We start from the raw sequence: 20,501 nt of genomic DNA on the forward strand, positions 1-20,501 counted from the left end.
TGATTTTCGTCTCAATTCACCAAGCGCTTGCTTCGGCGCACTAGTGTTCACTGGCCTGTGGCTTGCGCAGCAGGCTGAAGGCCATGCCACCGAGCAGGGCCACGCCGGCCAACAGCACCACCCACAGGCCGATACGTTTCCAGTCCGCCGCGGACTGCGCCGCATCGGCCGCCTCACGCACCACCTCCGGCACCGTTTCGGGGGCAGTCGCGCGACCGAGGCTGGCCAGGCGCTTGGGCTCGTAGCCGGGGATCAGGGTGCCCAGCGGCAACGCCGCAGAGCGGGCCGAGCTGTCGCCCACCGCCAGTCGGTAGGGCGCCGAACCGCGCGCCAGGAACACCACCTGGGTACCGCGCACCGCCACCTGCAGGCTTGGAGCTTCCTTGCCGAGACCACCGCCGCGGGCATCGACGCGCAGGCGCAGCTGCTGCACCGGCATGCCCCATAGCTCGATCTCATCCTGCAGCACTTCCTTGCCATCCTGCGGCAGACGATAGAGCAGGCCGCTGGTCAGCGGTTGCCACTCCAGCTTGCCGGCGCCGCGGGAGGACAGGCTGACCGGCGCCAGCACATTGCCCTGGGGCAGCGACACCCGCACGCGCTCCAGCGGCAGAGACAGCGGCAGCTCCCAGCTGTACTCGCCGACCTTGTTCGTCGTCGGCGCCAGAGCGGCGGACCAGGCCAGCGCCGGCGCCGACTCCTGGTTCTCGATGCTCACAACACGCGCGGCCAGCAAGGCCGGAGCCTGTTGCGGCGCCTGCCAGAGCAGACGCAGGTAGCGTGCCTTGGCGCCAGGCAGCTCCACTTCACGCTGCTCGACGCGCTCGTCGGCGAAGCTCAGGCGGGCGATCTGTCCGTCCTCCCAGCGCTGCCAGTGCTGCAGGTCGTCGCTGGCCTCGATGGAGAAGCGCTGGAAGCCTTCCTGATCGGAGCTCCAGTCCAGCTGCAGGCGGTGCAGCGGCTCGTCGAAGGCGCTGGCATCCAGCAGCCAGCCACGCAGGATCTGCTCGCCCTGCCCCGCCTGCTCCGGCGCCACCTCAACCAGGGTACCGGTGGTGCTGCGCTGCACGCGGATGGCCGGCGCCGCCTCGGCATCCGCAGCGCCTTTGAGCGGGAACCACTTCACCGCCGCCTCCTGACGCTTCTCTTCGGGTTGGGCGCTGCCCAGGGTCAGGGCATAGGCCAGCTCCTCACCTTCGGCGTTGAGCACCCGCAGGTCGCGCAGGTCCGCGTGGCGGGCGGCCATCTGCAGGCCCAGCGGCAACTCAAGGCGATACCAGGGCCCTTCGCCTTCCAGCTTCAGCGGTACCTGGGTCGAGTAGTCGGCCTGCGCCAACGGTGCGACGAGCAGGGCCGCGAGGGCGATCGACAAGCACTTGTTCATGTATTCACCTGTGCAGATTCGGCTTTGCGCGGCGGCAGCGGGGCGAAGTAGCCCACCACCAGCAACAGCACGCCAACGCCGATAAAGGAAATGATGCGCTCCAGGCCACCGCGGTTGCCCAGCTCGACGAAGAACAGCTTGGCCACCACCACGGCGATCAGCGCCGCGCCCAGCAGCCACAGCTCGCGGCGGGCACGCAGGTGTCCGACGATCATCAGTGGCAGGGCGATCAGGGTCCAGACGATCGACAGGCCGGCCTGCACCAGCATCGAGTCGAGCAGTACATCCAGCTCATAGGGCACGCCGCCCCAGTGATGCGCGGCGCGGAACACGGTGGCAGTGAGCACGACGAACAGCGTGGCGCCAGCCACGCCCTGAGCGATGCGCTCACTGTGCGCCGCCAGCCCCAGCTGCGGCAGACCCGCGCGCAGCCAGGCGTAGATCGCCAGCAGCACCAGCAGCATGCCCAGTTCCAGCGGGTTGAGCAGCGGCAGGTAGGGCAGCGGATCGGCGCTGCCGTCGCTGGCGATGTTGGCCAGCCATAGCCAGCCGAGCATCAGCAGCGCCAGCGGCGCGGCGGCCAGCACCCGGTATTCGCGCGGGTAGGCCGCCACCGGCCAGGGCCAGGCACGCGGTGCGGCCAGGGCCAGGAGGAAGGCGCTCGGCAGCACGGCCCAGCCCAGCCAGCGCCAGGCGTTGTAGTGCTCGGCCAGCAGCATCAGCAGATAACGCAGCTCCAGGGCCAGTACACCGAGGATCAGCCAGCAACCCAGCACATGGGCGGCGCTGCGCACACCGGCTGGCAGCAGCTCGGCCAGACGCCTGAGCGACGACAGGTGCACGGCGAACAGCAGGCCCCAGCCGAGCCAGCCAAAGCCGGCCGCCGGATGGTAGGTGCGCTCGCCCAGGTGCAGCAGGATCACCAGGCCGGCCGGCACCAACAGGCTGCACAGCAGTACCAGCGCACGCCAGCGCAGGCGCCCGGCCAGCCAGCTCCACAGCGCCACGCTGAGCGCGGCCAGGGCCAGCAGCGCGGCGCCCTGCAGATCGATGGCGACGAAGCGCAGCACTTCGCTGCTCAGGGCCAGCGCCCACCAGGCGGCGCCCCAGGCCAGCAGCAGTTGCGACAGACGTTGCAAACTCAGGCTACCCAGGCTGCCCGCCTGCTGGCGCAACAGCACATGGCGCAGGCGCCAGGCGCCGACCTGCGCGGCCAGGGCCAACACCAACGGCGCCCAGAAGCCGGCATGCGCCAACGGACGCAGCCCCTCGCGGGGCAGATAACCGAGCAGCAACGGGCTGGCGGCGAGGAAGGCGATGCCGCCGACCACCTGTAGCAGCAGGCCGAACAGGAAGCTGGCGCGCAGCTGCAGACGCAGGCTGAGCCAGATGATCAGCAGGCCCGTACCAGCCCACACCGCCGCGGCACTCTGCCAGGGCAGCACGAACAGCACCGCTAGGTTGACGAACAGCAGGCCGACCAGCATCACCAGCGACAGCCCGCGCATCAGGCCGCGATCCTCGCTGACCAGCTTGTCGCGCACCGCGATCAGCATGCCGGCCACCAGCGCCAGGCCGATCAGCGAGCAGACCATCAGGCCGCGCCAGCCGGAGTCGAGTACGCCCGCGCCATCCGCATCGGCGCCGCGCAGCCGCGTAAGGAACAGCACGCCGCCAAGCAACTGGATGGCGAATGCGCTGAACAGGAAGGTGCGCGACTGCAGGCGCAGGCCGGCAAACAGGGTCGCCAGGCCGGCCAGCGCCCAGGCGATGGCGGTGCCTTCCGGGCCCAGGCACAGCGGGGCGATCAGATAGAGGAAGCCCAGTCCGGCAGTCGCCAGCAGCGGCAGGCCACGGCGCTCCCAGGCCCGGCTGACGTCGTCCGGCGCCTGGCGCAGTTGCCAGAAGCTGAACAGCAGCGCCACCCCGAGCATCAGCGCGCCCAGCGGGGCGCCATCGAGCACCGTGTCGCTGGGGATGGAGAAATCGATGCCGCCGAGGAAGGCCAGCGCCGCCGCGAACTGCAGGAACAAGGCGAAGCTGCGCGCCAGCGGCCGCCCCTGGCGCAGGCCCAGCCAGTAGATGCCGGCGCCTTCCACCGCCCACGCGGCGGAGGTCCAGCGTGCGTCCAGGCCCAGCGGAATGGCCAGGGTGGCGAACACCACGCCCAGGGCCAGGCAGGTCTCCATCAGCAACAGCACGCTGCGCCCGCGCAGCAGGCGCGCCAGGACCATATAGAACAGGCCCAGGCCGAGAGCACTGAAGGCGGCGGCGAATTCGAGGTGCTGGACGATGGCGTACTGCAGGCCGAAGCCCACCAGCGGCGGGCCGAACAGCACGGTGCCGTCGACATAGTCGGCGCGGCCGCGGGCCCAGCGCAGCAACTCGTCGCGCCCTTCGGGGGCATCCGCCGCCTCACGCAGCTTGCGTCGGGCGAACAGCAGGCCGATGGCCACGTACATCAGGAAGAACAGCACCAGAAACGGCTCGGTGCTCCACAGCAGCTCCGGCGTGTAGGAGCGGATGCCCCAGGCGAAGCCAATGCCGAAGGTGCCGACGAAACCGACCAGGTTGAGCAGGCGCCAGGCCTTGAACCAGGCGATGGCGAAGATGCCGGCGTTGAGCAGGATGAAGTAGGAGAACAGCGCCACATGGTTGCCGCTGCCGGTGGAGGTGAGGATCGGCGCGGCGAAGCCGCCGAGCGCCGCCGCCACCGCCAGGCCCAGGGCGTTCTGCGCCACGGCTAGGATGGCCGAGAAGGCGGTGACCAGCACCAGCAGGCCGAGGCCCAGCTTGGGGTCGAGCAGCGGGTGCAGGCGCATGGCCGCGAACACTGTCAGGTACAGCACGGCGATGCCGGTGCCCTGCAGCATCAGGCCGTAGCTGGGGTTGCGGCGGCGCAGCCACCAGCCGAGACCGAGCAGGGCGATGGCACTGGCCGCCACGCCGGCGTAGCGCAGCTCCACCGGCACCACCATGCCCTCTGTGGCGTAGCGCAGAAGGAAGGCCAGGCCAAGGAACAGCAGCACCACGCCGACCCGCAGCACGGTGTTGCCCCCCAGTAGCCAGGCCTTGGCCAGGGCGAAGCCACGCTCGATCGGCGACGGCTCCCGCGGCGCGGCCGGGCGACGCGGCTCGCTGGGGCGCGGCGGAAGCTGTGGCAGAGGGGCGACCTGCGCCGGCATCGGGCGCGGTGCCTCGGCGGCAGCCTGCGGCGCTGGACTGAGCTGCTCCGGCAGCTCCCAGACCAGCTCGGCAGATTCGGGCTCGACTTCGGGCTCGGCAGGCGGATCGACCTCAGGCGCTGCAGCTGCCGCCACGGCAGCGGGCTGCTCGGCGACCGGCGCGGCCGTGCTCGGCGTGGCGCTCTCCAGCCTGAACAGGCGCTCGTACAGCGCCGTGGTGCCGTGCTCGAAGCGTTCGGCGAAGCCCTTCAGCTCCTTGCGCAGCCGCTCGTTGTCCGCCGCCAGCTGCTGCAGGCGCAGCGCCTGGCCCAGGCCCAACCCCAGCAGACCGCCCAGCAGGGCCGAGGTTATCGATTCACCAGCCAGTGCACCGAGCACCAGGCCGACCAGCATGAAGATCCATTGCATGCAGTAATTCCCGAGCCGTTGAGGCGAAGTCCCTTCCCCGTGCGCCTGACCGAGGATGGCCGAGTATATCGGCGCAGCGGGGGACACTACCTGAAGACGTAGGCCAACTGGTGCACAGACACAACGCTTCGCTTGCTCACATTTTCGCCAGGCATAAAAAAAGCCCCGCCGAAGCGGGGGCTTTTCATTGCCGGATCAGACTCAGAACTGAGCGGCGTCCAGCAGGTACAGCGACTCGCTACCGGCCTTGACCGAGGCGGTCAGCGAGTGGATACGCGGCAGCAGGCGGGCGAAGAAGAAGCGCGCGGTGCCCAGCTTGCTCACGTAGAACTCGTCGTCGCCCTGCTTGGCCAGTGCGGCGCGGGCCATCAGCGCCCAGACGTAGGCGTAGGCGGTGTAGCCGAACACCTGCAGGTACTCGACCGACGCGGCGCCGATTTCGTTCGGGTTGGCCTTGGCCTGCTCGATGACCCAGGCGGTCAGTTCGTCGAGGTTGGCGATGGCGGCTTTCAGCGGCTCGGTGAACTCGCCCAGCGAAGCATCGGCGCTGCCGATGAAGGCCTTCACTTCATCGCTGAAGTGCTTGTAGAAGCTGCCGCCGCTGCCGACGATCTTGCGGCCCATCAGGTCCAGCGACTGGATGCCGTTGGTGCCTTCGTAGATCTGGGTGATGCGGCAGTCGCGGATCAGCTGCTCCTGGCCCCACTCGCGGACGAAGCCGTGGCCGCCGAAGATCTGCTGGCCGTGGATGGTGGTTTCCAGGCCCATGTCGGTGAGGAAGGCCTTGGCCACCGGGGTGAGCAGGGCAACCAATTCCTCGGCGCGCTTGCGGGTGTCCTTGTCTTCGCTGTACTTGGCGGTGTCCAGCTGCATGGCGACGTAGCTGGAGAAGGCGCGACCACCCTCGTTCAGCGCCTTCATGGTCAGCAGCATGCGGCGCACGTCCGGATGCACGATGATCGGGTCGGCAGCCTTGTCCTTGTTCACCGGACCGGTCGGGGCACGGCTCTGGATGCGATCGCGGGCGTACTCGATGGCGCTCTGGTAGGAACGCTCGCCCAGGGCCAGGCCCTGGATGCCGACGCCCAGACGCTCGTAGTTCATCATGGTGAACATGGCGTTGAGGCCCTTGTTCGGCTCGTCGACGATCCAGCCGGTGGCGCCGTCGAAGTTCATCACGCAGGTGGCCGAGGCCTTGATGCCCATCTTGTGCTCGATCGAGCCGCAGGACAGCGAGTTCTTCTCGCCCAGCGAGCCGTCGGCATTGACCATGACCTTGGGTACCAGGAACAGCGAGATGCCTTTCGGACCGGCCGGGGCGTCCGGCAGCTTGGCCAGCACCAGGTGAACGATGTTCTCGGTCAGGTCGTGCTCGCCACCGGTGATGAAGATCTTGGTGCCAGAAATCTTGTAGCTGCCGTCGGCCTGCGGTTCGGCCTTGGTGCGGATGATGCCCAGGTCGGTACCGGCGTGCGGCTCGGTCAGGCACATGGAGCCGGCCCAGACGCCGGAATACATGTTCGGCAGGTACTGCTGCTTCAGCTCTTCGCTGGCGTGGTTGAGGATCGACAAGCAGGCGCCGGCGGTCAGCATCGGGTACAGGCCGAACGACAGGTTGGCCGAGTTGACCATTTCCTCGACCTGGGCGCCGATCACTTTCGGCATGCCCATGCCGCCGAACTCCGGCGCGCCGCCGACACCGACCCAGCCGCCTTCGGCGTAGGTCTGGTAAGCCTCGGGGAAGCCGGCCGGGGTTTTCACCACGCCGTTGGTCCAGGAGCAGCCTTCTTCGTCGCCGCTGCGGTTCAGCGGGGCGATCACGCCACCGGTGACCTTGCCGGCTTCTTCGAGGATCGCGGCAGCGGTGTCTTCGTCGACCACTTCGGCCAGACCGGGCAGCTGGGCCCAGAGCTTGGAGACCTCGAAGACTTCATTGAGAACGAAGCGCATGTCGCGCAGGGGAGCTTTGTAGTCGGCCATGGAGCGATCCTCGGGAGCAACGAAACGGCCGACGATCCGGCCGATCCAACATGCTCCGGAGTCTATCTGAACACCAATTTAGGACATAGGTTCTAGTTGTGAACCACTGGTCACGCCGCCTTTTTCACTCGGTCGCGGCCTTGACCCGCACTGCGCCACGGCGATTCTCGCCCTGGGCTACCACGCAATTGCGCCCGGCCCTCTTGGCCGCATACAGGGCCTTGTCGGCGCTGCGGATCACCTCGTCGGCCGTGCGCTGCTGCAGCTCGCGCTCGGCCACGCCGATGCTGATGGTCACCGACACGCTGGCCGCGGCACTCGCGCGCCGGCGCTGGCGGCCTTCCTTGTTGTCCTTCGGCCGCTGCTGCTTGTCGCGCAGCTGCAGCGGGTAGTTCTCCACCGCCAGGCGCACGGCTTCCAGGTGCTGGCGGCAGTCCTCGATGGACTTACCGGGGAACACCAGGGTGAATTCCTCGCCGCCGTAGCGATAGGCCTTGCCACCGCCGCCCACCTTGCGCAGCTGGCTGGCGACCAGGCGCAGCACCTGGTCGCCGACGTCGTGGCCGTGGGTGTCGTTGAATTTCTTGAAGTGGTCGACGTCGGCCATGGCGATCACATAGCTGCGCCCCAGACGCTCCAGGCGATCGTTCAGCGCGCGCCGTCCGGGCAGGCCGGTGAGCTCGTCGCGGTAGGCCATCTGGTAGGCCTCGTGGACCACGGCGGCCACCAACATCAGCATCACCAGGCTGCTCATCACCTGCAGCGCATGCGGCAGGATGAAGGTGTTGGGCAGCATCCAAAGCAGGCCGAACAACCCCAGCAGCACCGCGGCATGCAGCGGGCGGGGCTGGCGCAGGTACTGCACCAGCAGCAGTACGCCGGCGATCAGGAACAGCGGGTAGGACAGCTGGATCAGGCTCATCCACTGGCCATGCCAGAGCGGCCAATGGATCTCCGCCAGCCAGGCCTGCAGGCCCTGGGGGAAGCGCCGCGCCAGGGCCAGTGCGGTGCCGCCGATGGCCAGCAGCACGGCGGCGCGGGCGACCATGTCCTGCAGCAGGTGACTGCGCTCGCGCCAGGCGCCATAGAGACCATAGAGCAGCGGCAGCAGCAGGCTGCACAGGTGGAACATCAGCGCCGCGTCTTCGCGCACCTTGCCGTGCTCGCGGAAATGGTCGGTCTGGGTATCCAGCAGGAAATAGCAGAGGTAGACCACCACCAGCAGCGACAACTCGCGCTGGCGGCCATAGACCACGCAGAAGGCGCCGCCGAGCAGCAGGAGCAGGGTCGGCAGCACGTTGAACAGCGACAGGAAGAATTCGTTGAGCTCGCTCATGCGCGCGACCAACAGCCCGGCGACAAGCAGCGGCAGCGCGGTCAGCAGATGATCGGGGCGGTAGGCGGCGAGACGCGACACTTCAGATTCTCCAGCCCGCAAAGCAGGAGCGGGACGCGGCATTTTGCCTGTATCGCGAACAAAGGGCAGCGGCAATCGTTCGCATTCTGTCGACTCGCCTTTTTCCGGACCAAAAAAAACCGCGACCCAAGGGCCGCGGTTCTTCTGACCTGAGGTCGGAGCGGACTTAGTAGCCCAGAGCGAAGTGCTCTTCGTCCATTTCCATCAGGTTGCTGGCGCCGGACAGCATGGTGGCGACGTGAGTACGGGTACGCGGCAGGATGCGCTCGAAGTAGAAGCGCGCGGTCTGCAGCTTGGCCTTGTAGAAGGCCTCGTCCTCGGTGCCGGCAGCCAGCTTCTCGGCAGCCAGGCGCGCCATGTCGGCCCAGAAGTAGGCCAGGCAGGCGTAGCCGGAGTACATCAGGTAGTCCACCGAGGCGGCACCCACTTCTTCGCGGTCCTTCATGGCAGCCATGCCCACTTTCATGGTCAGGTCGCCCCACTCCTTGTTCAGCTGGGCCAGCGGTGCGACCAGGCCTTTGATGGCCTCGTTGCCTTCGTTGGCCTGGCAGAACTTGTGCACGATCTTGGTGAAGCCTTTCAGGGCTTCGCCTTGGGTCATCAGCACTTTACGGCCGAGCAGGTCGAGGGCCTGAACACCGGTGGTGCCTTCGTAGAGACAGGAGATGCGGCTGTCGCGCACGTTCTGCTCCATGCCCCACTCGGCGATGAAGCCGTGGCCACCGTAGATCTGCACGCCGTGGTTGGCGGCTTCGAAGCCGACTTCGGTCATGAAGGCCTTGGCGATCGGAGTCAGGAAGGCCAGCATCGCGTCGGCGGCTTTTTTCTCTTCTTCGTTCTGGCTGTACTTGACGATGTCGACCTGCTTGGCGGTGAAGTACACCATCGCGCGGTTGCCTTCGGCGAAGGCCTTCATGGTCAGCAGCATGCGACGTACGTCCGGGTGGACGATGATCGGGTCGGCAGCCTTGTCCGGAGCTTTCGGGCCGGTCAGGGAACGCATCTGCAGACGCTCGCGGGCGTACTTGATGCCGCCTTGGAAGGCGATTTCGGCGTGGGCCAGGCCCTGCAGGGCGGTACCCAGGCGTGCAGTGTTCATGAAGGTGAACATGCAGTTCAGGCCTTTGTTGGCCGGGCCGATCAGGTAGCCGGTGGCGCCGTCGAAGTTCATCACGCAGGTGGCGTTGCCGTGGATGCCCATCTTGTGCTCGATCGAGCCACAGGAAACGGCGTTACGCTCGCCCACGGAACCGTCGGCCTTGACGTTGAACTTCGGCACGATGAACAGGGAGATGCCCTTGGTGCCTTGCGGGGCGTCGGGCAGGCGGGCCAGCACGATGTGGACGATGTTGTCGACCATGTCGTGTTCGCCGGCGGAGATGAAGATCTTGGTGCCGGACACTTTGTAGGAGCCATCAGCCTGCGGCTCGGCCTTGGTGCGCAGCATGCCCAGGTCGGTACCGCAGTGCGGCTCGGTCAGGCACATGGTGCCGGTCCACTCGCCGGATACCAGCTTGGTCAGGTAGGTGTGCTTCTGCTCGTCGGTGCCGTGGGCTTCGATGGTGTTCATCGCGCCGTGGGACAGGCCGGGGTACATGCCCCAGGACCAGTTGGCTTCGCCGACCATCTCGCTCAGGGCCAGGCCCAGGGATTCCGGCAGGCCTTGGCCGCCGTGGTCTACGTGATGAGCCAGGCTCGGCCAGCCGCCTTCGACGAACTGCTGGTAGGCTTCCTTGAAGCCGGTGGGGGTCTTCACACCGGACTCGGACCAGGTGCAGCCCTCGAGGTCACCAACACGGTTCAGCGGAGCGATGACTTGCTCACAGAACTTGGCGCCTTCTTCCAGAATGGCACTGACCATGTCCGGGGTGGCGTCTTGGCAGCCAGGCAGGCTCTGATAGTGCGCTTCGTAGCCGAGCAGTTCGTCGCGAACGAAGCGGATATCACGCAAGGGGGCCTTGTACTCAGGCATAGCGGTAAACCTCTACGGTGGATTCCTTAGTGTTAGGGTGACCGTCTGGAGCGGTCGTTCGCGGGATTTCTCCCGGCACCCGGCAGGCGAAAACCCGCCCGGCACTCAAACAAGCGTTTGAAACATACGTTTACGCCCTACCCTTGTCAAGCACCCCCGGGAAGCGCTTCAGACCTGCAGGTCGACCGCCGGAAGCGGAGCCTGCAACTGGGCCAGACGCAGATACAGATCAAGCTTAGGTGGCGCCGCCGCAGCCTGCTGCGGCTTTTCCTCTTCCTCGCTGGCCGCCTTCTCTTCCTCTTCGGCCAACTGCTCCTCGCGTCGAGTGGCACGCTCTTCGGCGGCGGCAAGCGCCTCCTCGCGGCGTAGCTCGGCCAGTTCGGCGCGAGCCTGGGTGGCCTGCGCCGCGGCTTCGGCGGCTACGCGCAGATCCTGGGCGGAAGGCTCGGCAGGCGCCAACGCGGCGCGCTGCACCAGCTCCATCTTGCGCAGGGTGGCTTCGGGGTCACCGGGAATGGGACCGGTGTCGATGCTGACTTCGCCACCGACGGCGTAGCTCTTGCCGTCCGGGCCGCGTTTGAAGGTATAGGTGGGGGCGCCGGCATAAGAGCCGCCGACCGAGGCATGGGCCTGTTCGTGAGCGCGCACTTCGCGGTCGCGGCTGGCCAGCTCGGCGATCTCCAGCTGCTCCTGACGCAGCTGCTGGGCTTCGCGCGGGGACTCTTCCTCACCCTCGGCATCGGTGCTCGCCGGGCTCTGCGCCTCGTCGCGCAGCTCGGGCGAGTCGGCGCTGGCTTCCAGTGGTTTGGCGGCGGGATCGGCTGAAGGGGAAAGCTCGGACGAAGGATTCCTGGCCGTCTGAGACGACGGCAGGGGCGCAGCGTAGGTCATGGCGCTGCCGATCTGCATCACACCCCTCCTCGCCCGACCGGGCGAGCCCTCTGATTACTGCGGCGCCGACAGCCCTGTCAGGCGCGGGTATCGATCAGCGTGCCGAGCACTTCGTCGGCGGTTTCCACCACCCGGGCGCTGGCCTGCACTTCGTTGCGACCCTGGGTCAGACCCACCAGGCTCTCGGCCAGGTCGGGCTGGCGATTGGCGAGCACCTCCGGATTGGGCTCGACCTGCTGGGTCGGCGGAGTCTCGCTCGGCTGCTGCACCGGCAGGGTGTTGCTGGCGATCTCGCTGGCGGCCTGGTCGACACGACGTTGCCCGGCCTGGATGCCACTGAGGCCAGCGCTGAAGGCGTTACCGGAGATTTGCATGGTGGTGACTCCCTGACGGGGACAGACTCGTGCGGACAATTGAAGCAGAAAATGCTCAAAAAACGTACAAGCAAAGCGTTATGGCCGATCAGCGGCTTATAGCGCGGCGCTTAACGGTCGCAGATCGAGATGCGTGGCCACCGCCGCGGGCGTCGCCGCCGCCAGACGCGGCACCCGCCCCAGGCAGGGCGCCGGCAGGCGCTCGGCGAGGGTCGCCAGGTTCTCTTCGAGGCGCGAGGTCTGCGGGTCGACGATATTGGCCACCCAGCCGGCCAGGCGCAGGCCGTCGCGCTCGATGGCTTCGACGCTGAGCAGCGCATGGTTGATGCAGCCCAGGCGCACGCCGACCACCAGAATCACTGGCAGCCGTAATGCGATAGCGAGATCGGACAGATTCTCGCGCCCCGCCAGCGGCACCCGCCAGCCACCCGCGCCCTCGACCAGAGAGAAGTCCGCGCCTTTATCCAGCACCCACCGTACCGCCGGCAGCAGCCGCGCCACGCTCAGCTCGACACCCGCTTCGCACGCCGCCAGATGCGGGGCGATGGCGGGCTCGAAGGCAAATGGATTGACCTCGTCGTAGCCCAGCGCCAACGAGCACTCGCCGAGCAGGGCCAGGGCGTCGTCATTGCGCAGGCCATCGGAGGTCCGCACGCAGCCGGAAGCCACCGGCTTGGCCGCCGCCGTACTTAGCCCGGCCAGGCGCGCTGCGTGCAGCAGGCCGGCGGCGACGGTGGTCTTGCCGACTTCAGTGTCAGTACCAGTGACGAAGTATGCTCGGCTCATACGCACATCCCCCCTCGCCATGGTCGAGCCGATGGTCTTGCCGGCTCTCTACCCAAGAGCAGGGTGTCCGTACCGGTGACAAAATGGGCCTGACTCATATCAGTCCTTGCGCAGCACGCCGTACACCACCTGGTAGGTGGCTGGTAGGCCCTGGGGCTGGCGGAAATGTTCGTAAGCCTCGACCAGGGCGCGCACCTGCGCCCGTCCGGTGAGGCCGCCCGGACGCCCGGGGTTGAGGTTGTGCGCGCCGAGGGCCTTGAGTTCGTGGGTCAGGGCGCGCAGATCGGGGAAGTGCAGCGTCCTGGCCCGGCGCTCCAGCGTCAGCAGCTGCATACCGCTGGCCACGCACAGCGCTTGGTAATCCTCGAAGCGGCGGAAGCGGTTGACGTGGACGAAGCCGTCCACCGCCTGCCAGCTGTCGCGCAGCTCCTGCAGGGTGCCCACGCACAGGCTGCTGAAGGCCAGTACTCCGCCCGATCGCAGCGTGCGTCGCGCCTCGTCCAGCACGGCGGCGAAGTCGCCACACCACTGCACGGCCAGGCTGGAATAGATCAGGTCGAGGCTGACATCGCGCAGCGGCAGGCGCTCGGCATCGCCGGCGACAAAGTGGCGGGCGCCGCCCTGGGGCCGCGCATGGCGCAGCATGCCCTCGGCCAGGTCCAGGGCCAGCCCGCTGCCCTGCGAGTAGCGCTCGGCCAGGCCACGGGTGAAGTAGCCAGTACCGCACCCCAGGTCCAGCCAGCGGGCGGGGGTCAGCGCCGGCAGGCGTGCCAGCAGCTCATTGCCGACATCGCGCTGCAGCGCGGCGACGCCGTCATAGCTGTGCGCCGCGCGCGAGAAGGAGGCCGCGACCTGGCGCTTGTCCGGCAGGTCGCCCTGCTGCAGCGACTCAGACATCGCCGGCCTCGCCGAGGAAGGCCAGTATCGCCGCCGCAATCTCGTGCGGGCGCTCCAGCGGGAAGGCGTGGCTGACCTCCTCGATCAGTCCCACCTCGATATCCGGCTGCAGCATCAGCAGCTCGCCGGCCACTTCGGCCGGCACCAGGGCGTCGGCACCGGCCAGCAGATGCAGTTGCGGCCCGGCGAAGCGTTGCAGGGCGCTGCGCCCATCGAAGTTGCCCAGTACCTCGAGCCCGGCCAGCAACACCTCGGCAGACGCATGCGGGGCGGCGGCCTGCAGCTGACGCGCCAGGCCGCGACCCTCGCTGGAGCCCTGGGTGCAGAGCAGGCTGAAGCGCTTGAGGGTGGCGGCAGGATCGACGCGGCAACCGTCGACAAAGGCATTGAAGGTGGCTTCATCCATGCCGAACGGCCAGTCCGAACCGGCGACGAAGCAGGGGTTGCTGGCCAGGGTCAGCAGTCCGCGGCAGCGTTCGCCGCGCAGGGCCGCCAGCTCGCTGGCGAGCATGCCGCCGAGGGACCAGCCGCCCAGCCAGGTATGCGGCGGCAGGCGCTCGTCCAGCTCCAGCAGCCAGTCGCGCGGCTCGCCGCGGGTCAGCTCGGGCAGCGGCTCGATTTCCACCTTGAGCGTCGGAGCGAGGCCACGCAGGGCCTCGGCCAGCACTTCCAGCGGCAGGCTGCCCAGGCCCCAGCCCGGCAGCAGGATCAGATGATTACGCATCGTGGTTCACCAATGGCCAGCATTCGGCCAGGGCATCGAGCAGGCGCTCCAGCTGCGCCTCGCTGTGCAGCGCGGAGAGGGTCACGCGCAGGCGCGCACTGCCGGCCGGCACGGTGGGCGGGCGAATGGCGCCGACCAGCAGGCCGCGCTCCTTCAACAGGGCAGAGAGCTGCAGCGCGCGCTCGCTGTCGCCGACCAGGATCGGCTGGATCGGCGTCGGGCTGCCCATCAGGCTCAGACCGATCTCGGCGGCGCCGGCGCGGAAGCGCGCGATCAACTGGTTCAGATGTTCGCGGCGCCAGCTCTCCGTGCGCAGCAGCTCCAGGCTCTTCAGCGTGGCGCAGGCCACGGCGGGGGGCTGGCTGGTGGTATAGATGTAGGGGCGGGCGAACTGGATCAGCGTCTCGATCAGCTCCTCGCTGCCGGCGACGAAGGCGCCGGCGGTGCCGAAGGCCTTGCCCAGGGTGCCGACCAGCACCGGCACATCATCCAGACCGAGGCCGAAGTGCTCGACGATGCCGCCGCCGCTGGCGCCCAGCGGGCCGAAGCCGTGGGCGTCGTCGACCATCATCCAGGCGCCCTTGCTGCGGGCCTCGGCGCACAGGGTCGGCAGGTCGGCGAGGTCGCCGTCCATGCTGAACACCCCATCGCTCACCACCAGGGTGTTGCCGGAGGCACCGTCCAGGCGCTTGCTCAGGCTCACCGCATCGTTGTGCAAGTAGCGCGAGAAGCGCGCGCCGGAGAGCAGGCCAGCATCCAGCAGCGAGGCGTGATTGAGGCGGTCTTCCAGCACCGTATCGCCCTGCCCGACCAGCGCGGTCACGGCGGCCAGATTGGCCATATAGCCGGTGGAGAACAACAGTGCGCGTGGGCGGCCGGTGAACTCGGCCAGCGCCTCTTCCAGCTGGTGGTGCGGCGTGCTGTGGCCGATCACCAGGTGCGAGGCCCCGCCACCCACACCCCAGCGCTCGGCGCCGGCGCGCATGGCCGCGGTCACCTCGGGGTGATTGGCCAGGCCCAGGTAGTCGTTGGAGCAGAAGGCCAGCAGCGCCTGACCATCGACCACCACCTCCGGCCCTTGCGGGCCTTCCAGCAACGGGCGCTGGCGATAGAGGTGAGCGGCGCGGCGCTCGGCGAGGCGGGCGGCAAAATCGAAACTCATGCGATTGGTCCGTAGGAGCGAGGAGGACGCCTAGTTCTTTGCTCGCGCACCTTGGTCACGCGAGCTCCTTCGCGAGCAGAGCTCGCCCCTACTCAAAGCGGGATCAGGCCGAGGCGGCGTTATAGAACAGCTGACCGTCGCGCTGCTCGACCAGCGCCTGCTCGATGGCGGCCTGATGCACCTCGTCGGCATGCTCCTCGCGCTCCTCCGGCTTGATGCCGAGGCGGGCGAACAGCTGCATGTCCTTGTCGGCCTGCGGGTTCTTGGTGGTCAGCAGCTTCTCGCCGTAGAAGATCGAGTTGGCGCCGGCCATAAAGGCCAGGGCCTGCATCTGCTCGTTCATCGCCTCGCGGCCGGCGGACAGGCGCACGTGGGACTTCGGCATCATGATCCGCGCCACGGCGAGCATACGGATGAAGTCGAACGGATCGACATCCTTCTCACCGGCCAGCGGCGTGCCCTCGACCTTGACCAGCATGTTGATCGGCACCGACTCCGGATGCTCCGGCAGGTTGGCCAACTGGATCAGCAGGCCGGCGCGGTCGTCCAGCGACTCGCCCATGCCAAGGATGCCGCCGGAGCAGATCTTCATCCCCGCATCGCGCACGTAGGCCAGGGTCTGCAGGCGCTCGGCGTAGGTGCGGGTGGTGATGATGTTGCCGTAGAACTCCGGCGAGGTGTCGAGGTTGTGGTTGTAGTAGTCGAGGCCGGCTTCAGCCAGGGCACGGGTCTGCTCCTGGTCGAGCTTGCCGAGGGTCATGCAGGTTTCCAGGCCCAGGGCTTTCACGCCTTCGACCATCTTCAACACGTAGGGCATGTCCTTGGCCGACGGGTGCTTCCACGCCGCGCCCATGCAGAAGCGGGTGGAACCGATGGCCTTGGCCTCGGCGGCCGCTTCCAGCACCTTCTGCACTTCCATCAGCTTCTGCTTGTCCAGACCGGTGTTGTAATGGCCGGACTGCGGGCAGTACTTGCAGTCCTCGGGGCAGGCGCCGGTCTTGATCGACAGCAGGGTGGAGACCTGCACGCGGTTCGGGTCGAAATGCGCGCGGTGGACGGTCTGGGCCTGGAACAGCAGGTCGTTGAACGGCTGCTCGAACAGCGCCTTCACCTCGGCGAGGGACCAATCGTGACGGGTGACGGAGGCGATACTGGCGCTCATGGGCGATATTCCTTGTTCTAGGCTGTGCAACACGGCTGTGAGGCATAGTCAAAGGAAGGACCATGCGCTGTCAACCATTCACCGATAGCCAGGTTTACATCTGGACGAAAAATAAACAAACATGCTTGCTGTGTGCCGAAGCGGCGGACACCGAGCACCCGCTGTGCAGCTCCTGCGAGGGCGAACTGCCATGGCTGGGCGGCCACTGCCTCGTCTGCGCCCTGCCCCTGCCGGCCAGCGGCCTGACCTGCGGCGCCTGCCAGAAGCGAGCACCGAGCTTCGCCCGGGTGGAAGCGGCCTGGCGCTATGCCTTTCCGGTCGACAGCCTGATCACCCGCTTCAAGCACCAGGCGCAGTGGCCAATGGGACGTCTGCTGGCCGAGCTTCTGTCACATCATCTGCAACACGCCTTCGCCGAAGGCCTGCCGCGCCCCGATCTGCTGCTGCCCGTGCCGCTGGGGCGCAAGCGCCTGCGCAGCCGCGGCTTCAACCAGGCCGGGATGCTCGCCGACTGGCTGGGCAAGAGCCTGCGGCGGCCGGTGCAGGAGCACTGGCTGCTGCGCCCCCAGGAAGGTGCGCACCAGCAGGAGCTGGATGCAGCCGCGCGCAAACGCAACCTGCGCCAGGCCTTCACCCTCGACGAGCGCGCCGAGGTACACGGCCGGCATATCGCGCTGGTCGATGACGTGCTCACCACCGGCGCTACGGCCGAGGCACTGGCGCGCCTGCTGCGGAATGCCGGCGCGGCGCGCGTGGACGTCTACTGCCTGGCCCGCACACCCAAGCCGGGAGATTGACCGCAGGCGCTGGATCGCGCATCGTGCCACGCTATATAGAAAACTATACTGCGCTTGAGCCATGACCCTGCTGACCGCCCTCGCCCAGCATATCGCCCGCCGCCCGCAACGCATCGCCCTGCTCCAGCAGGTGGCGGAACAGGGCTCGATCACCCGCGCGGCCAAGGCCGCAGGGCTCAGCTACAAGGCGGCCTGGGACGCCATCGACGAGTTGAACAACCTGGCCGGCCAGGCGCTGGTCGAGCGCAGCGTCGGCGGCAAGGGCGGCGGTGGTGCACACCTGTCGGCCACCGGCGAGCGTCTGCTGCAGCTGTATCGCCGCCTCGAACAGCTGCAGGCGCAACTGTTCGACGCTGCCGAACAGGACGCCGACCTGGCCCTGCTCGGCCGCCTGATGCTGCGTACCAGCGCGCGCAACCAGCTCAGCGGCCGGGTCAGCGCCATCCAGCCGCAGGGCCGCAACGACTTGATCGAGATCACCCTGGGCGACGACAACCGCCTGCAGGCGCAGATTACCCACGACAGCACCCTGCACCTGGAGCTGGCCATCGGCAGCACCGTGGTCGCGCTGTTCAAGGCCGGCTGCCTGGAGCTGCTGCCGAGCGACCCGCCAGCCGCAGACGCGCTGCGCGGCGAGGTCGAGGAAGTGCTCGACGAAGGCAACAGCCCCTGCGAAGTGCGCATCGCCCTGCCCGGCGGCCAGCGCCTGTGCGCCCTGCTCGATGCCCGGCAGTTGCCGTCTCTCGACCTGGCCATCGGTCGCCCGATCCAGGCCCGCGTTTCCGCCGCCCAGGTCCTGCTGGGCATCGCCACCTGAAGACAAGGAGTCCACCATGCGCCGCCTGCTACTCACCCTCACCCTGCTCGGCGCCACCCAGGCCCAGGCCGCCGAGCCGGTGCGCATCGCCGTGGCCGCCAACCTGCTGCCGGTGATGGAAAGGATCGCCATGGACTACCAGGCCCAGACCGGTGCCGAAGTGCAGCTGGCCGGTGGCTCCAGCGGCACCTTCTTCGAGCAGATCCAGCGCGGCGCGCCTTTCGACCTGTTCTATTCGGCCGATGCCGAGCGCCCCGACAAGCTGGTCGCCGCCGGCGCGGGCGCAGCGGCGCGCGCCTACGCTTGCGGCCGCCTTGCCCTGTGGGCACCAAAGACCGAACCCAGACTGGACGCCCTGCCCGCCGGCAAGATCGCCATCGCCCTGCCTGACACAGCGCCCTACGGCAAGGCCGCCCTGCAGACCCTCGAGCGCAGCGGCCAACTGGACGCACTCAAGCTGCGCCTGGTGTACGCCCAGGACATCGGCCAGGCCTTCCAGTTCGTCACCACCGGCCACGCGCCGAGCGGCTTCGTCGCCCTCAGCCAGCTGACCGCGGCCAAGACCCCGACCGCGCAGTACGTGCAGGTCGATACCAAGCTCTACGACCCGCTGGTACAGAAGCGCGTGCTGCTGGCCAAGGGCGAGCGCCAGGCGGCCGCCGAAGCCTTCCTGGCGTTTTTCGACGCCCAGCACGCCACCCTGAAAGCCGCGGGCTACGCCCTGCCCGGCGAGGCCGGCTGTGCTGCTGACTGACAGCGACTGGCAGGCGCTGTCAATCACCCTGCAGCTGGCGGCGCTGTCCACTGCCCTGCTGCTGGCGATCGGCCTGCCGCTGGCGGCCTGGCGCGTGCGCAAGCAGACGGCACTGCGGCGCATCCTCGACGCCGTGCTGGCCCTGCCCCTGGTGCTGCCGCCGACCGTGCTGGGCTTCTACCTGCTAGTGCTGTTCGCCCCCACCACGCCGCTCGGCCAGGCCTGGCACTGGCTGACCGGCCAGGGCCTGGCCTTCAGCTTCGCCGGCCTGGTGCTGGGGTCGGTACTCTACTCGCTGCCGTTCGTGGTGCAGCCGCTGACCGTGGCCCTGCGCGAGATCCCGCAGAGCCTGCTGGAAGCCGCCGCCAGCCTCGGCGCCAACCGCTGGGAGCGCCTGCTGCGCGTGGTACTGCCGCTGCTGCGGCGCGGCATCCTGGTCGCCGGCACGCTCGGCTTCGCCCACACCCTGGGCGAGTTCGGCGTGGTGCTGATGCTCGGCGGCAGCATCCCCGGCGAGACCCAGGTGGTGTCCATCGCCCTGTTCCAGCATGTCGAGGCCCTGCGCTATGGCGAGGCGCACCGCCTAGCCGCCTGCCTGCTGGGGCTGTCGTTCCTGCTGCTGTTGCTGGTCTATGGCCTGGGCGATGCGCGCCGCGCCGCACCAATGCGCAGTTGAGAGGCTGCTTTAGAGATAGACTGGGCGCCCTGACTGGAGCCCGCCATGAGCCACCCCTTCGCCACCCTTACCCCTGACCTGGTGCTCGATGCCGTCGAGAGCATCGGCCATCTCAGCGATGCCCGCGTGCTGGCGCTGAACAGCTACGAGAACCGCGTCTACCAGGTGGGCATCGAGGACAGCCAGCCGCTGATCGCCAAGTTCTATCGCCCGGATCGCTGGAGCGATGCGGCGATCCGCGAGGAGCATGCCTTCAGCTTCGAGCTGGCCGAATGCGAGGTACCGGTGGTGGCGCCACTGCAGCAGGACGGCGAGAGCCTGTTCGAGCACGCCGGCTTCCGCTTCGCCCTGTTTCCCCGCCGCGGTGGACGCGCCCCGGAGCCGGGCAACCTGGACCAGCTGTACAGCCTCGGCCAGCTGCTCGGCCGCCTGCACGCGGTCGGCGCCAGCCGCCCGTTCGCCCACCGCGAGACGCTGGCGGTGGATAACTTCGGTCATGCCTCGCTGACGACACTGCTGGAAGGCGACTTCGTCCCGCGCAGCCTGCTGCCGGCCTACGAGTCGGTGGCCCGCGACCTGCTCAAGCGCCTGGACGAGCTGTTCGGCCGGGTCCGCTACACCCCGGTCCGCATGCATGGCGACTGCCACCCGGGCAACCTGCTGCACCGCGACGACGCCTTCCATGTCGTCGACCTCGACGACTGCCGCATGGGCCCGGCCGTGCAGGACCTGTGGATGATGCTGGCCGGCGAGCGCCAGGAACGCCTCGGCCAGCTCTCCGAGCTGATCGACGGCTACCAGGAGTTCCACGACTTCGACTCCCGCGAGCTGCCGCTGATCGAGGGCCTGCGCGCGCTGCGCCTGATGCACCACAGCGCCTGGATCGCCCGGCGCTGGGACGATCCGGCCTTCCCCCTGGCCTTCCCCTGGTTCGCCAACGAACGCTACTGGGGCGACCAGATCCTGGCGCTGCGCGAGCAGCTGGCGGCGCTGGATGAGGAGCCGTTGCGGCTGTTCTGATCGAGGGCGAAGCCCGAAGCCAGCCGCCGCCGTAAAGCCTTTCTTACGCCATTTTCGCATCGGCAGCGCGCGCCAAAGCTGATCACACAGACAAG

General features: G+C 68.1%; 17 protein-coding genes. 5 read left to right on the forward strand and 12 right to left on the reverse strand.

Annotation, left to right across the window (positions count from 1 at the left end; all coding sequences use genetic code 11):
* Positions 1-40 precede the first annotated feature (40 nt).
* From OH686_RS10070 to bioB, 12 genes are all read right to left on the reverse strand, one after another.
* Positions 41-1,384, reverse strand: a complete 1,344-nt coding sequence (locus OH686_RS10070) for a DUF3999 domain-containing protein (protein ID WP_289538240.1) — start codon at positions 1,382-1,384, stop codon at positions 41-43.
* Positions 1,381-4,977, reverse strand: a complete 3,597-nt coding sequence (locus OH686_RS10075; RefSeq protein WP_289538242.1) for a DUF2339 domain-containing protein — start codon at positions 4,975-4,977, stop codon at positions 1,381-1,383. Before OH686_RS10075 ends, OH686_RS10070 begins: the two co-directional genes overlap by 4 nt.
* 201 nt (positions 4,978-5,178) lie before the next feature.
* On the reverse strand, positions 5,179-6,957 hold the full coding sequence (locus OH686_RS10080) for an acyl-CoA dehydrogenase C-terminal domain-containing protein (RefSeq protein ID WP_289538243.1): 1,779 nt from the start codon (positions 6,955-6,957) through the stop codon (positions 5,179-5,181).
* Positions 6,958-7,081: 124 nt separating this feature from the next.
* Complete coding sequence (locus tag OH686_RS10085; protein ID WP_289538245.1) at positions 7,082-8,374, reverse strand: GGDEF domain-containing protein; 1,293 nt, start codon at positions 8,372-8,374, stop codon at positions 7,082-7,084.
* A 166-nt stretch (positions 8,375-8,540) separates the two neighbouring features.
* On the reverse strand, positions 8,541-10,346 hold the full coding sequence (locus OH686_RS10090) for a phenylacyl-CoA dehydrogenase (protein ID WP_289538247.1): 1,806 nt from the start codon (positions 10,344-10,346) through the stop codon (positions 8,541-8,543).
* 168 nt (positions 10,347-10,514) lie between these two features.
* Positions 10,515-11,255, reverse strand: coding sequence for a putative metalloprotease CJM1_0395 family protein (locus OH686_RS10095; protein ID WP_289538249.1), 741 nt, complete (start codon positions 11,253-11,255; stop codon positions 10,515-10,517).
* A gap of 59 nt (positions 11,256-11,314) precedes the next feature.
* Positions 11,315-11,611 (reverse strand): pyrroloquinoline quinone biosynthesis protein PqqE, encoded by a 297-nt coding sequence (locus tag OH686_RS10100; protein WP_289538251.1) that lies wholly within the window; start codon positions 11,609-11,611, stop codon positions 11,315-11,317.
* Positions 11,612-11,707: 96 nt separating this feature from the next.
* Positions 11,708-12,397: a dethiobiotin synthase gene (gene bioD, locus OH686_RS10105; RefSeq protein WP_289538253.1), complete on the reverse strand. Its 690-nt coding sequence runs from the start codon at positions 12,395-12,397 to the stop codon at positions 11,708-11,710.
* Between the two features lie 99 nt (positions 12,398-12,496).
* Positions 12,497-13,294 carry a malonyl-ACP O-methyltransferase BioC gene (gene bioC, locus OH686_RS10110; RefSeq protein ID WP_289538254.1) on the reverse strand — a complete coding sequence of 266 codons (798 nt, stop codon included), beginning with the start codon at positions 13,292-13,294 and terminating at the stop codon, positions 12,497-12,499.
* The gene (locus OH686_RS10115) at positions 13,287-14,018 is read right to left on the reverse strand and encodes an alpha/beta fold hydrolase (RefSeq protein WP_289538256.1); all 732 of its coding nucleotides are present in this window, start codon (positions 14,016-14,018) and stop codon (positions 13,287-13,289) included. The genes bioC and OH686_RS10115 overlap by 8 nt, the downstream gene beginning before the upstream one ends.
* The gene (gene bioF, locus OH686_RS10120; protein WP_289538258.1) at positions 14,011-15,180 is read right to left on the reverse strand and encodes an 8-amino-7-oxononanoate synthase; all 1,170 of its coding nucleotides are present in this window, start codon (positions 15,178-15,180) and stop codon (positions 14,011-14,013) included. The genes OH686_RS10115 and bioF overlap by 8 nt, the downstream gene beginning before the upstream one ends.
* Before the next feature lie 103 nt (positions 15,181-15,283).
* The gene (gene bioB, locus OH686_RS10125) at positions 15,284-16,342 is read right to left on the reverse strand and encodes a biotin synthase BioB (protein ID WP_289538260.1); all 1,059 of its coding nucleotides are present in this window, start codon (positions 16,340-16,342) and stop codon (positions 15,284-15,286) included.
* Between the two features lie 62 nt (positions 16,343-16,404).
* On the opposite strand from bioB, the gene OH686_RS10130 reads away from it, so the two are divergent.
* From OH686_RS10130 to OH686_RS10150, 5 genes are all read left to right on the forward strand, one after another.
* The gene (locus tag OH686_RS10130; RefSeq protein WP_289538262.1) at positions 16,405-17,139 is read left to right on the forward strand and encodes a ComFC family protein; all 735 of its coding nucleotides are present in this window, start codon (positions 16,405-16,407) and stop codon (positions 17,137-17,139) included.
* A gap of 61 nt (positions 17,140-17,200) precedes the next feature.
* The gene (locus tag OH686_RS10135; protein ID WP_289538263.1) at positions 17,201-17,956 is read left to right on the forward strand and encodes a TOBE domain-containing protein; all 756 of its coding nucleotides are present in this window, start codon (positions 17,201-17,203) and stop codon (positions 17,954-17,956) included.
* A 16-nt stretch (positions 17,957-17,972) separates the two neighbouring features.
* A complete protein-coding gene (gene modA, locus OH686_RS10140; protein ID WP_289538266.1) occupies positions 17,973-18,710 on the forward strand; it encodes a molybdate ABC transporter substrate-binding protein in 738 nt (245 codons plus the stop codon).
* A complete protein-coding gene (modB, locus tag OH686_RS10145; protein WP_289538268.1) occupies positions 18,697-19,386 on the forward strand; it encodes a molybdate ABC transporter permease subunit in 690 nt (229 codons plus the stop codon). The genes modA and modB overlap by 14 nt, the downstream gene beginning before the upstream one ends.
* 45 nt (positions 19,387-19,431) lie before the next feature.
* Positions 19,432-20,406 carry a serine/threonine protein kinase gene (locus tag OH686_RS10150; protein ID WP_289538270.1) on the forward strand — a complete coding sequence of 325 codons (975 nt, stop codon included), beginning with the start codon at positions 19,432-19,434 and terminating at the stop codon, positions 20,404-20,406.
* The last annotated feature ends 95 nt before the right edge of the window (positions 20,407-20,501 follow it).

The sequence above is a fragment of the Pseudomonas sp. SO81 genome (genome assembly GCF_030374125.1).
GTDB lineage: Bacteria > Pseudomonadota > Gammaproteobacteria > Pseudomonadales > Pseudomonadaceae > Aquipseudomonas.